General features: G+C 44.4%; 12 protein-coding genes. 3 read left to right on the forward strand and 9 right to left on the reverse strand.

Translation table 11 applies throughout. The annotated features are described in order from the left end of the window. Positions 1–5: 5 nt before the first annotated feature. Complete coding sequence (locus tag DYI03_RS13455; RefSeq protein WP_021668799.1) at positions 6–353, reverse strand: hypothetical protein; 348 nt, start codon at positions 351–353, stop codon at positions 6–8. Positions 354–414: 61 nt separating this feature from the next. Between DYI03_RS13455 and DYI03_RS08670 the strand changes: the two genes are divergently transcribed. The 3 genes from DYI03_RS08670 (at position 415) to mobC (ending at position 4,144) form a co-directional block, all read left to right on the forward strand. After that, a complete protein-coding gene (locus DYI03_RS08670) occupies positions 415–795 on the forward strand; it encodes a plasmid mobilization protein (RefSeq protein ID WP_021668928.1) in 381 nt (126 codons plus the stop codon). Then, a complete protein-coding gene (gene mobB / locus DYI03_RS08675) occupies positions 792–2,072 on the forward strand; it encodes a conjugal transfer protein MobB (protein ID WP_021668929.1) in 1,281 nt (426 codons plus the stop codon). The genes DYI03_RS08670 and mobB overlap by 4 nt, the downstream gene beginning before the upstream one ends. A gap of 68 nt (positions 2,073–2,140) precedes the next feature. Then, the gene (gene mobC, locus DYI03_RS08680) at positions 2,141–4,144 is read left to right on the forward strand and encodes a conjugal transfer protein MobC (protein WP_115367926.1); all 2,004 of its coding nucleotides are present in this window, start codon (positions 2,141–2,143) and stop codon (positions 4,142–4,144) included. A gap of 644 nt (positions 4,145–4,788) precedes the next feature. On the opposite strand, the gene DYI03_RS08690 is transcribed toward mobC, so the two are convergent. The 8 genes from DYI03_RS08690 to DYI03_RS08725 all read right to left on the reverse strand — a co-directional run bounded on the left by DYI03_RS08690 (position 4,789) and on the right by DYI03_RS08725 (position 13,734). Continuing rightward, the gene (locus DYI03_RS08690; RefSeq protein ID WP_242401836.1) at positions 4,789–5,262 is read right to left on the reverse strand and encodes a DUF4948 family protein; all 474 of its coding nucleotides are present in this window, start codon (positions 5,260–5,262) and stop codon (positions 4,789–4,791) included. Positions 5,263–5,315: 53 nt separating this feature from the next. Next, a complete protein-coding gene (locus DYI03_RS08695) occupies positions 5,316–6,047 on the reverse strand; it encodes a polymorphic toxin type 44 domain-containing protein (RefSeq protein ID WP_021668957.1) in 732 nt (243 codons plus the stop codon). 82 nt (positions 6,048–6,129) lie between these two features. Continuing rightward, positions 6,130–7,506: a DUF5458 family protein gene (locus DYI03_RS08700; protein ID WP_021668958.1), complete on the reverse strand. Its 1,377-nt coding sequence runs from the start codon at positions 7,504–7,506 to the stop codon at positions 6,130–6,132. 2 nt (positions 7,507–7,508) lie between these two features. After that, positions 7,509–7,976, reverse strand: coding sequence for a hypothetical protein (locus tag DYI03_RS08705; protein ID WP_021668959.1), 468 nt, complete (start codon positions 7,974–7,976; stop codon positions 7,509–7,511). A 266-nt stretch (positions 7,977–8,242) separates the two neighbouring features. Then, positions 8,243–8,425, reverse strand: a complete 183-nt coding sequence (locus DYI03_RS08710) for an RHS repeat-associated core domain-containing protein (protein ID WP_262510453.1) — start codon at positions 8,423–8,425, stop codon at positions 8,243–8,245. 15 nt (positions 8,426–8,440) lie between these two features. After that, a complete protein-coding gene (locus DYI03_RS08715) occupies positions 8,441–8,839 on the reverse strand; it encodes a hypothetical protein (RefSeq protein ID WP_147287674.1) in 399 nt (132 codons plus the stop codon). Positions 8,840–8,959: 120 nt separating this feature from the next. Then, complete coding sequence (locus tag DYI03_RS08720) at positions 8,960–9,574, reverse strand: hypothetical protein (RefSeq protein WP_021668963.1); 615 nt, start codon at positions 9,572–9,574, stop codon at positions 8,960–8,962. Continuing rightward, the gene (locus DYI03_RS08725; RefSeq protein ID WP_172462594.1) at positions 9,574–13,734 is read right to left on the reverse strand and encodes an RHS repeat-associated core domain-containing protein; all 4,161 of its coding nucleotides are present in this window, start codon (positions 13,732–13,734) and stop codon (positions 9,574–9,576) included. Before DYI03_RS08725 ends, DYI03_RS08720 begins: the two co-directional genes overlap by 1 nt. Positions 13,735–13,753: the final 19 nt, after the last annotated feature.

Raw genomic sequence — 13,753 nt, forward strand, 5'->3', positions numbered from 1 at the left:
AATTGTTATGAATATGCATTGTTCCTTCTTATCATCTTTGGTGCAAGCAGGCGGTAATATGATATGTCTTTTGCTTGTGACATCATACCATTGTTCGCTCGTTCTGACTGCAAAATAAATGATATTTCGGCTGATTTTATGACACCTATGAAGTACAGGGATATGCAAGGAAAAAGAGTGAATATCATTGATAATGAGATATTTGAAAATCTGCCGTAACTTTGCAGGCAGATAGAGAACATGGAGCTAATCTCCCCGAAGCGGACACCCTGAAAGGTGGATGCTTCTATTGCATCATCTCTTGATATTGGCAAGGTGTGTCTTTGTCCGACAAACTCCGTTTTTGCCGACAAAGACCCTTGCCCCGAAGGGGAGAGAATTACTCCAAAGTCGTAATTACAAAAAGGAAAGATAATGAATGACAAGATTGAACGATGGGACAGATGGGACACCCGTCTTCCTAACCCGAAAGACCAGCAAAGGGCGATTGATTTGTTTCAACGTTCGGGCGCAGAAACCAAGTCGGATTTCGTGCGTGGTCGCATTCTTGGGGAGAGTTTCAAGGTGATAACGGTGGATAAATCCGCCGTGGAATACTACCGTAAACTCTCCGAACTGACGGCACAAATCCATAAAATTGGCGTGCTGTATAACCAATCCGTGCGTGCCATCAACAGCTATCATTCGGTCAAGACCGCACAGATTCTGCTTGAAAAGTTGGAGAAACTGTCGGCTCAAATCATAGCTTTGCAAGAACAGGCTATCCGTTTAACCATTGACTACCGCAAGAGATGATAGCCAAGATTTCAGCAACGGAGAACCTTGGAGGAGCACTCGGCTATAACTTCAAAAAGGTAGAGAAAGAGGAAGCAAGCATTCTTCTTACTCAAGGCTTGTATCAAAACAAAGAGGAACGATATACGATGGCAGAGGTGTTTGCCGATATGCAAGTACTTATCCCTGAGAAATGCCGAACAAAGAAGATGGTATTCCATTGCTCGCTCAATCCACATCCGGACGAGAAACTATCTGATGAAACGCTCACGCAGATTGCCAAAGAGTATATGGAAGCACTTGGCTATGGCAAGCAGCCCTATATCGTGTTCAAGCACAGCGACATCGCTCGTGAGCATATACACATCGTGTCGCTTCGGGTGGACAGTCGTGGAAAGAAAATCAACGATAAATTTGAAAAGCGGAGAAGTAAGCAGATTACCGATGCCTTAGAAAAGAAATATAACCTCATTGCGAGTTCAAAGGTTAGCGAGAAAACCGTAACAGAAACGCCCAAGGTGGATACCACAAAAGGAAATATCAAAGAGCAGGTCGCAAGTGCCCTCCGCACGGTTCTGAAGCATTATCGCTTCTGTTCCTTGGGTGAATTGAATGCCATTCTTTCCGCTTACAATCTTACTGTGGAAGAAGTGAAGACGGAGTTTCGGGGAAAGAAGTATGACGGCTTAGTCTATGTTCCAACAGATGATAAGGGCAATAAGGCAGGCACACCCATTCATGCTTCGGACATCGGGCGTGGCGTAGGTTATACTGCCGTACATAACAGGATGCAGAAATCAAAACAAGCCATCAAGCCGCTGATACCAACCGTCAGGAACAAAGTGTTACAAACTATGCGTACCTCTCCAAAGACAGAGGAAGACCTGCTACAACGATTGGAGGAACAAGGCTTACGTACAGTAATCCGCAAGAACGAAAGCGGACGCATCTATGGTATTACTTTCATTGATGATGAAATGGGCATTGCCCTTAATGGATCCAGATTGGGCAAGGGATATGCCGCCAATGTATTCAATGCCTATTTCTTTAATCCAACAAATAACCCTTTCTTGGACGAGGAACTTTATGGTAAGCCGACTGTCAGTGTAGAGCAGACGAACAGGGTTCAGGTATTACAGCGTGACACGGAGGACTATGACATCGTTGTCGATGAACTTATCGAAAGTATGGCAGATGGTTCTTTCCTATCTACGGGCAACGATGATTGGAAGGAAGCCGCATGGCAGCGTAAACTCCGAAAACTAAGTAAGACGAATATTAAACGAAGAAAACGTTAAATAAATGAGCATTTCCAACTCCCCTCCTTAGGAGGGGTTGGGGGAGGCTTCCCAAAAACAATACGATTATGGCACAAGAAGATGATTTAAGAGCATTGGGTAAAGTTATGGACTTTATGCGGGGCATATCAGTGATATTCCTCCTTATTAACTGTTATTGGTTCTGTTACGAGGCGTTTCACGAGTGGCATTTCACGCTCGGTATCATCAACAAGATACTGATGAACTTTCAGCGAACCACAGGATTGTTTTCGTCCATCCTTTGGACGAAACTCTTTTGTGTGGTGTTCCTTGCCTTATCCTGTTTTGGGACAAAAGGTGTGAAAGAAGAGAAAATCACGTGGCCAAAGATTTGGACGGTGCTTTTCGTCGGTTTTGTATTCTTTTTCCTCAACTGGTGGCTGCTGGCATTGCCCATTGGAAAGGTCGGGGCAGCTTCGCTTTATATTTTCACGCTATCCGTGGGCTATATCTGCCTGTTGATGGGTGGTGTATGGATGAGCCGATTGCTCAAAAACAATCTCATGGACGATGTGTTCAATACGGAGAATGAGAGTTTCATGCAAGAAACAAGGTTGATGCAAAATGAATACTCCGTCAATCTTCCTACACGCTTCTATTATAAGAAAAGGTGGAACAAGGGCTGGATTAACGTGGTCAATCCCTTTCGTGCCTCAATGGTGCTCGGTACACCCGGTTCGGGCAAGTCCTATGCCATTGTGAACAACTACATCAAACAGCAGATTGAGAAAGGCTTTGCCATGTATATCTATGATTACAAGTTTCCCGACCTTTCAGAGATTGCTTACAATCACCTGCTTCATCATTTAGATGCCTACAAGGTAAAACCACAGTTCTATGTAATTAACTTTGACGATCCGAGGAAATCGCATCGGTGCAATCCTATCAATCCTGCCTTTATGACGGATATATCGGACGCTTACGAAAGTGCCTACACCATCATGCTCAACTTGAACCGTTCTTGGATTCAGAAGCAGGGTGATTTCTTTGTGGAGTCGCCGATTATCTTGCTGGCAGCCATCATCTGGTTTCTGAAAATCTATGAGAACGGGAAATATTGTACCTTTCCGCACGCCATTGAGTTTCTGAATCGCCCCTATGCACAGATTTTCCCGATACTCACTTCTTACGATGAGCTTGCCAACTACCTTTCGCCCTTTATGGACGCTTGGGAGGGTGGAGCGCAAGACCAGTTGCAGGGACAGATTGCCAGTGCCAAGATACCGCTTTCCCGTATGATAAGCCCTGCCCTTTATTGGGTGATGACGGGCGACGACTTCTCACTTGACATCAACAATCCTAATGAGCCGAAAGTACTGGTTGTAGGTAACAATCCCGACCGTCAGAATATCTATTCGGCAGCACTCGGACTGTACAACAGCCGTATCGTAAAACTCATTAACAAGAAGAAGCAACTCAAATCCTCCGTGATCATCGACGAGTTGCCAACGATTTACTTCCGTGGTTTGGATAACCTCATAGCGACAGCACGAAGTAATAAGGTGGCGGTGTGTTTGGGCTTTCAGGACTTCTCACAGCTCACCCGTGATTATGGGGACAAAGAAAGTAAGGTGATACAAAATACCGTGGGCAACGTGTTCAGTGGACAGGTGGTGGGCGAAACTGCTAAAACGCTTTCAGAACGTTTCGGCAAGGTGCTTCAACAACGGCAGTCTATGACCATCAACCGTAACGATAAGTCCACTTCCATTTCCACCCAGATGGATAGCCTTATCCCTGCATCGAAAATAAGCAACCTTACACAAGGTATGTTTGTGGGCGCTGTGTCCGACAACTTTGACGAACGTATCGACCAGAAAATTTTCCACGCGGAGATTGTCGTGGATAGTGCCAAGGTGTCGGCTGAAATGAAAGCATACCAGCCCATCCCAGTGATAGTGGAATTCAAAAATGAAGATGGCTCCGATAATCTTAAAGAGACCATTGAAGCCAATTATCGAAAGGTAAAGCAAGAAATACTCTCGCTGGTTGATTCTGAAATGGAAAGGGTTAAAAATGACCCATTACTTTCTCATTTGATCAAACAGTAATCTTCAATAAAGTTTTTTTTAATGAGAAAAGATTATATTACAGCATAGAAAAATATTATCCATGTTGAACTACAATAAAAAACAAAAAAGACTTTTCCCCAAAATAGACGCTTAGGACTTTTCTCCTGATATTCATCAACAAGATGGGATATTCTTGACTTCCTGAAATAGCATCTATACATGTATGTTACTATTGGCATGATTATTATGACAGACCATACCCATGAAAGTAAATCATTTCTGCTTTTTATGGGTAGATGTTGTAATATATTTAATCCTATATGCTGTTCTGCGATATAAACTATAGTAAGTATATTTACAAATAATAAGACAGAAACAATTAAGGCTGAGTCTATGCGAGTATCTGCAGATTTTCCATAACTCTTATTTTTTGATAAAAAATAATATGTCCAATATGCAATCTCTTTTAATAGCATAATCTTATCTCCTTGATTTTGATGCAGGACCAATGAAAGTTTGTCTGGGGCTAAAACGTCTTTTGATAATTGATGGTGGGAAAGAATGAATAGGTAGGACAACTCTTAGATTATCTACAGGTTGAATATATGGATCTTTTCGTATATTTGGGGCAAGCGTTGGAGAGTAAAATGCTCCTAATAAAAGAATAGCATACATCTCAAGAATCAATTCTCTCGACTGAGATGTATATACCAACCATTTTTTATAGGACGATATAACTCTATATTTACAGAATATCTTTGAGAAACTTGATCCAAATCTTCCTCCGTAATTCTTTCTACGATATACATTTCAGTAGTGGGATCTAAGGCAACCTCTTTATTGTAGTTCTTTATATGATCCTCAAGATTTGGAGCATAGATATACTCCTTATATCCTCCGCTGACAGAAATTCCCCATGTATGAAAGAGCAAGCAAACTTCTGATATCCCATCATACTGTATACTCATAATATCTAGTTTCTTGATTAAAGAATCCAATTCCTTTTTATCTTTATATGAGATGATATAGGCTGTACTATCTGTCTCATCATAGGGGGGGTAATGAAATCTATCGTACTTAACAGAAATGTCTCTCAATCTCTCAAATTCAGACTCATTGAGATTGAAATTCTCTAACATTTGATGATCTGACGGCATATTATTTCTTGTACATCCAAAAAGTAAAAAAACGAATGCAATTAAAAAGAATATTAATGATTTGGGCATTTCTTGATATTTACAAGTTTGTTGTTCTGATAAGATTTATAGATTTCATCTAAGATAGCTTGAGCCGTTAAGAAAGAAGGAGTTCCTCCATATCTATTATACAATCTAAAACCTATTTTGATTGCTTCATTATCACTTGCATCATCAAAAGCTGCTAAAAAGTCTGCATCCCCAAGTTCCTTAATTCGATTTTGCAAGTATTGAGAGGTCCATGCTCCCCAACTTCGATTATTATCTTTCAGTTGTGCTACTCCTGCCCCGGCTGTTAACTCCCATTCTGTAAACCCAACTGCTTTTCCGATAAAACCATAATGTATATTAGACCACAAATCATAGAAAAACAAGATATGTTTGCTCTTATCACAAGACCAAAGTTTATTTCCTTGAAGCCTTTGTATTGCTTTCTTATGATCCCAAGGACATCCTGCCGCAACAAGCCCTTTCCATTTGGCATATGCTTTAATTCTACCTTCAAATTTGTCGGAAATTGCTGCTGAGAACAAAGGTGAATGAGAAGGATTAGATAGCACAAGGGCTCGTCCCAAAGGAGTCATTAAACCCAATGCCTTTTGGGTAACAATTCTCCCTTTATTGTAAGAAAAAAGTAAATTCCGAATTTCTCTCACATGAGAAGATTTCGAATTTACTTGTATTTCTCGGCAAAGAAATTGAGCTATTTCTATGACTGAAATGTATGGACAGTGCTTTACCTTCATAATTAGGATATTTTATTCAATAAGTAAAAAAGAGCAATAAGATTTCTTTTCCTTATTGCTCCTAATTATATTTATAATAAAATTATTCTTGTTTATACTCACTTTCCCAAACTGTATCTTCCGGATTGTCTCCCTTATGACCTGCAAGTTGAATTACAAAACTCTTTGCTGGGAAATATGGGGTGATATGGATGTCCAAGAGAACCTTGTCTTTCTGATTCTTATCTTGCTCAATCTTAAGTACCTTAAACTTTTCGATGAGTTTGCTTGGTCCCTGAACTCCATCTAAGAACTTGACAATTTGAGAACGCAAATCAGCCTCTGTGCGTGTTGTCCAGTTCTCAAACGCCCTGCGGTTCAAAAAGTCAAAGAGCACTTTGGTGATATAGTCAAAGACACGAACAACGGAATAGGTCTGCAAACCGATGTTGTCTCCATTGAAAAGTGTCTTTGCTGAGAATGCCATTACACGGCTATACTCATTCACCATAGGAACGAGTCCCATGCGTTCCAGTTCTGAAATTTCGCTTTTCTTTAAATCAAAGCGGACACTTTCCACTTCGTTCAATCCACCAAATTTCTTTCCGGCAACAACTTGAGACATCAATGTCATGTAGATTTTTCCTGCCAAAGCACCAGAAGGGGCAACATATAAGTTCTCTTCTTCGCCAACAGCATCTACTTTCGGACGGCCAAGCAACCAGTTGCAGGTCATGATAGTATTTGCCTTAAAGACTTCGCCACCTGTGTGATCAGCATTGAAAAAGACATCTACAACATCATCTGGACTTTCCAAGTCTTGGAAATCCGTAATCAGAACTGCCTTGGTTTCATGTGCCATTTTAGACCATTTGTCTAAGACGGCATTAGAGCCAAGATAGCCTGGGACAACTAGAAGTGAATAGTTACGACGCAAATCAAGTCGGTCGTAATTCTGCTTCAATTCATTGCCGATATAATCAATGAAAAGAGTATTGTCTAAGTCTCGAAGCTGTTCAAGGTCTGCATTGACAATCGTAATGTTCTTGACCTTATCTGCTTCTGTGTTTTTGTAGAATAAAGCGATGGAACGATAAGCAGCTTCCAAATCGCGTGTACGTGAGAGAGCCGCCAGAAGATTGGCATTTAAGTTCTCTTCAACTTGCAAAGCCCGTTGCTTTGCCTCGTCTCTCATTTTCTCGACAGACTCTCCAGATTTGAGGAGTTCTATCCATACTTTCAAACGACTGGAAAGTAATTTTCGTTCCCCTGCCCACTGTTCGTCAGTCAGAAAGATGTTCCTCCTCGCCTTGCGATTGGGGTTAAGGTTTGACATTCCGTCAATTGTATTCTCAATGAAAGCAAAACCTCCAAACTCTTTGAGTTTGTCTAGCGCAGATGAAGATGGCGATGTTGCTTGAGAGGACTGTGCAACTGAACTTACCTGCTGACTGCTTTTAGTCTTCTTCTCTGTATCCATAGTTATTCTTCATTTGATGGATTAGACTTTGATATTTCTTCTATGGCTTTTTCCAATAGCTCAATCATTGCCGAACGTGTTTCAGCATTCTCCACTGCTTTCAGCAAAGCACGATTGGAGGATAACTGACGAGCAATCTTTACATACTGCTCTTTTTCCACATCCAATTGAGAAAGGAAAGGGCTGTTCTCTTTAAGGTTCTTGGCACCAAAATCTCCAAGATTATTAAAACTCATGGTTTCCACGACAGGCGTTCCTTCCTGATCTTGGTGTTCTAGTTGAACTGTCGGATTAAAACGCTCAAAGACATCCTCGACTGTCTCTAAACCATAGACAGCTTCTGGATTTACCGGAGCTTCATCCGTAAGTTTCTGAACAAACAATGTTCGATTCGAAGGAATCTCAGCAATTGACTCATTGGCATCTACTTTTACTTCATTGCCACCTACACCGTATTGATATAGTCCCATAATTTATAATAATTTTAATTATATTTTACACCTGTTTTATTTTTCAAGTTGTTAGGCTGCTCGCAAATATAAGCTTTTTGATTGTGATTGCCAAAGAAAAATAGAACTTTTTGTTGTTTCTCGGTAAAAATATTGATACTCAACGGTGTTACACCATATAGTCATAATATTAAGTAGGTATAATTAAGCGGGATAGACTGCCTTTTGCAGATGCTGACTTGATGAGTTTGTCCGCTACTACTTGTAAATGTAATAGGGTTAGAACTCTATCCCATTGTATCCACGCAACTATTTACATCGTGAACGTATGCATAAAGTTGCATATCTCCTTTTAACCCTATCGGGTCTTGGCTGTTAAAAGTACCTGTATCACAACTATAATATCGGTGTCGCACATAGCAAAGTTCTGGTTCTTCATCGAAGTACATTTCTTGGAACCTAAATGGTATGAAGTTTCTCTCACCTCAGAGTTCCAGCACATCGCCATATATGTCAAGTATGCAGTCCCAAATTATCTCACCCTTGCTGCCAAGAGCTTGTATAGACGTACCCAAGTAGTCTTGCACGATGGTATAACTATCATCCTCGGTGAGCTTTGCCACAGGTGTATAACTACCACCGTCATACACCCATGTAATGAGGTTGGTATGCAGCTCCTGCCTGTCATAGCGGATGCGCCCGAGTTCATCTTTCTCCATTCTCGGCTTTTCCCGCCTGTCATAGCTCCACTCATGCAGCAGCACGTTGCCGTCCCAGGCATAGCGATGGCATGTGTCGTGCGTCTCTTTAAGGGTACGCCTGCCCAAGGCTTCGTACTCAAACCTTATGGTGGCAACATCGAGCGTGCGTACGCTCTTGAGCATGCCGTTGCCGTACCACTCGTAGGCGGTATCTCCCTCCTGCCAGCCATAATGAGCCTGCAATTACTTGTCATTGAGGGAACTAAGACATTGCGAGTACTCTTGATTTTGCCGAAAAGGTCATTATTCCGGTGGCAAAGCCCCAAAACAACTATTGTGACCATCAATTGCTTCTTTTAATACTGGCAATTTTTCATATCCAATTCTTTTAATTCCTGATTTTTTTATTTGTTTTAAAATTTCGTCATTCACAATAATACCTGTTAAAGCGCTTGGAAAGAAAGTGAGATTTGGGATAGATTTATCCACAATATACCAACTATTTAATGGCAAAGGAAAATATAAAACGACTCCGCACTTTTCACATATACTACAAGTTGATTCTTTCCCTCCCCTTATATAAATTCTAAATTTTGGAACAACTGAAATGTATTCTTTGGATACAGTTTTGTTTACATCATAAACCTTTCCTACAAAATATACATTCTCAATATTTTGAATGCCCAGTAATGAAACAATATCTTTATGTAACATTCCAATAAATGTACCTCTTGCGTAGGTAATTGGAGCAAAACTTTTTTTTATTTTTTCATTTAGAAAGACATCAATTGCTGTATGTTTAATGACATTTCCACAATCGCACATTATATTCTCTTGTTTCAATTGAGCTATCCAACTGTCATCTCCTTCGGGAACATTTTGTGTGGGGTCGCTAATTTGATAAAATATTTTTTCCATTATGGGTGTACTTTAAAATTTCCTTTATAGATATTTTGCCAAAATTTACTTGTTATATCTGTTCCATGCTTAAAATCAATCTCTCGAGCAGCATCTAGCACTGCGTCAAATGCTTTTCGTTGAGAGCCTGGATTACTTGCCATGTATCTATCCCAAAGAGCAGCACTTCCTTTAGGACCTCTATCTGGTAATGGCAAGCCATTTTGTTTTAATTTCTTATTTAGTAAACTATGATATTCTTTGTGTACAACGTCGTCAAGTTCACTAAAATCCTGCTTTTTATTGCCTCCTAAAAATTTTGGAATTGGATGATGTTTAGCTTTACATTTTAAACCAAAGATATCTAATTGGATATTATTATCAAAAACATATCCATACATCGTGGGGTTCCCGCCAGCTAATCCAATCGGGTCCTGACTAATGTAGTTTCCGGTATGTGGCGAGTAATACCTGAACCTGTTGTAATACAGTCCTGTTTCCCCATCTTCGTATTGACCTTGGAAACGGAAGGGTATGAAGTCTCGTTTTCCTCTGAGTTCCAGTACATCCCCATAGATGTCAAGTATGCAATCCCAGACCACATTTCCCTTGCTATCAAGGGCTTGTATGGGCGTACCCAGATAGTCCTGCACGATGGTGTAGCTGTCCTCCTCGGTGAGCTTTGCCACCGGGGTGTAACTACCACCGTCATACACCCATGTAATGAGGTTAGTATGCGGCTCCTGCCTGTCATAGCGGATGCGTCCGAGGTCATCTTTCTCCATTCTCGGCTTTTCCCGCCTGCCATAACTCCACTCGTGCAGCAGCACATTGCCGTCCCAAGCATAGCGATGGCATGTGTCGTGCGTCTCTTTAAGGGTACGTCTGCCCAAGGCATCGTACTCAAACCTTATGATGGCACCATCGGGCGTGCGTACGCTCTTGAGCATGCCGTTGCCATACCACTCGTAAGCGGTATCTCCCTGTTGCCAGCCATAATGTGCCTGTAAGTCCTTGTCGTTGGGCGTGGTTCTCGTGAAGAGCTTGTCAAGCCAATCCTTGGGTTGCGGCATCACGGGAGGCTCCAAGACATTGCGAGTGCTCTTGAGGATAAGATTGCCTTCCCCGTCGTAGCGATAGTAGTTCTTCTCATCCTTGAGCAGCCTGCCGCTCCTGTCATAGACACGTCCCCTGGCATCCCTGTCCCGATAGACGTTGCCGATGATGTCGGGAGTCTTGAAGAGACACTCACTCATGTCAAGCGATGCACAGACAAGGGTGCCGAAGCTGTCATAGTCGTACATCACGGGAGACTTCCTCAGGTGGGACCGCATGGAAAGCAGCCTGTCGTTCCTTCTCCATGCATAGAAGCGGTGTCCGCGCGATTCCGTCCCCGCATAGGTACACCTTGCCTCCAGACGCCCCGCAAAATCGTATTCCGAGGTAATGCGCACGCCACCCGTGGCAAAGCGCTCTATCTCGCGTCCCCTCTCATCGTAGCGGATACGGCTTTCCCAAGCGTCTGATTCCTCTGACTGCCAGGCATGGAGGGTCTCCGTCTCCCCAAGTGGGGTGTAGGAGGTATTCTGCTCCGCTCCGAGAGAACTCCGCAGTCCTGTGTGTCCGCCCCATTGGTCATATTCATGCTCAATGGCAATCCTGTCTGCCTTGCCTCCGTTCGGGAGTACCTGTTCTTCTTTAATGACACGACCCTTTTTGTCGCGGCTGAAGGTCACTTCGCCCTGTGCGTTGGCGGCACCACACAGTCTGCCGTCCTTGTCGTAGGAGAAGGATTCCCATGTGCCGTCGGAATAGCGTGCCTTGCTGATACGACCGAAGGCATTGTGCTCATAGATGGTATGGCGTCCATCGGGACGGTCTACGCGGATGACGTCTCCCGACCTGTTGAGTGTGAAGCGCCGCTCCATACCGTCAAAGCCAATCTCACGGACGACGTTGCCCGCCTTGTCGCGCAGGAACCGATAGAGGCTGCCACGCTCGTTGCGAAGCGTGGTGAGGCGTTCCATCGCATCATAGAAGAACTCCACAGACGTACCTTGTTCCTCACGGCGTCTCAAACTACCCATTGGGGTGTAGTCCATCCTTACATGGCGGTCCTTGTCTTTTACCTCGGTGACGCTGTCGTAACAGTCGTAGCCGATGTCTATAATGTTCCCGTCGGGACGGTAGATACGCCGCACGCGGTCAAGGAGGTCGTACTCGTATTGAAGGGGGCGTGCGGACGGACCCTGCTCCATAACAGGACGTCCCCGGTAGTCGTACTCCCGGCGCATGAGCACCCTGCCTTCAGAATGGCAACTGCTGAGATTGCCCATGTCGTCATAGTGCAGGACTATGCTCCTGCCACCCTTCTCCATCATGGCGAGACTGCCGTCAGAGTTATAGTGAAAGTTGGTCTGGGTGTCGTCTTCCTCGATGACGGTGCGTACCCTATGGGGGTGCTCGGTGTCATAGACGTAGATCTGTCTGGTGCCTTTGGGTGACATTTGGAGAATCATGCGGTCCTGCTCATCGAACACACGCATAGATAATGTGCCATCGGGATAGGTCGTGCCTGTCTGGTTGCCGCGTCCGTCATAGTGCCAGCCCGTAATGCGCCCCTCGGGGTCTATTTCCCGGTAGGGCTCCATCTCCTCGGTATAGTCATAGCGGGTCGTGTTGCCAAGAGCATCGGTGATGGAGCGGACAAGCTGATTGGCATCGTAGCGGTATGTACTCTCCGCACCACAGGCATCACGGACGGTGTTGTATCCCTTCTCGGGGAAATAGCTTATCCAGCCTTCCTGGTCGCCGTCGGCTCCGCGTGTATGGACGCAGCGTCCCTCTTTATCGTATTCCCAAAAGAATGCGTACCCGTTACGGTCGGTCTTCTCCACCATACGGTGATCCTCGTAGCGAATTCCTGTCGTCTGCCCCAAAGCATCGGTAATGCCTACCATGTCGCCCTGTCCGTCATAGGAATAACGAACAAGCTGCTCGGAACTTCCGTCCGGCATCCTCAGGTGGAGACTCTCGATGAATCCCGCATCCGTATGTCGGACTGTGACCCGGCGACCGCAGGCATCGGTGAGTGTCGCAAGCACGCCATTCTCATAGGAAAGGCGGATGCTCCTGCCCTCCAAGTCGGTAACAGAGGAAAGACGACGGATGGAATATCCCCTGTCCTTTCCGGGAACGGTGAAGTGGAAGGACAGGTTGCTACGGTGTTCAAATGCAACGTACCCTTCCTTCGTTCGGGAAAGGGTGATGCGCTCGAGGCGGTTATATGAGTCTTCTCCCTCATCAAGCACGGGGAAGGAGGCGAGGCGACCGTCACTCAATCTTAAGACAAGGATGTCCTCTTCGGGAAGGAAGGTGACGCTCCTGTCGTACGAGCAGTGTACCCCGTGTCCCAGCCAGCCCTTATAGTCGGAATCGGAATACCAGACACGCTCCCATGACAAGGACGGCATGCCGGGGAAGAAGAAGTCTTCACCTTCATAGACTACGACGCCATTGACAAGGTTCACAGGCTCAAAACCGTGCTTGCAAAGCCAGTCTGTAAGAGACTTAGTACCCGGTATTCTTTGTAAAATTTCGGTGTTGAGTTTCGAAATAGTTCCTTTCCCCGCTTTCTTCATAGCCTTCAATATGGCAGGGGCAAAACTGAGCAGCGTGCTGAAGCCGATGCTTGACAAAAGCCCCGTCAGCATACCGCCCCAGTCGGGGGCATAGGGACCGCCCACCATGACGGGCGCACCAGTCGGAATGGGAATGGAGAAGGATGTCGGGGCGAAGAGGGTTGGAGTGAACTTGAACTTTTTCTTGCCTACCTTGCTCAATGCTCCCGAAAAAGGAATGCCCACGTCGTTGCAGGTCATTACCATGTATCCCTTGGGACTTAAACGCGTCCCCTCTGCAAAAACCGTCTGGGAGGAGAAGAAGTTCATGCTCTCGTGCCCGATGATGGGCATCATGATGAAAGCACCAACCAAGGGAATGTGCCGGAAAGTAATGAGTACACCGCTCGTGTCAGACACACCGCGCTTGAGACCGTTGATGTTGACGTTGCTGCCGAGGAAAGGAATATAGTCAAACGGGTCTATGACCATACCTACATAGGGATGGAAAGGATTACCGGAGGTCGCAAGATGCAAATCCAGACCGATAACGGGCGTCAAATGGGTACTAGTAGGTAGC

Origin of the sequence: Prevotella disiens, assembly GCF_900454955.1 — a bacterium.
GTDB classification, from domain to species: domain Bacteria; phylum Bacteroidota; class Bacteroidia; order Bacteroidales; family Bacteroidaceae; genus Prevotella; species Prevotella disiens.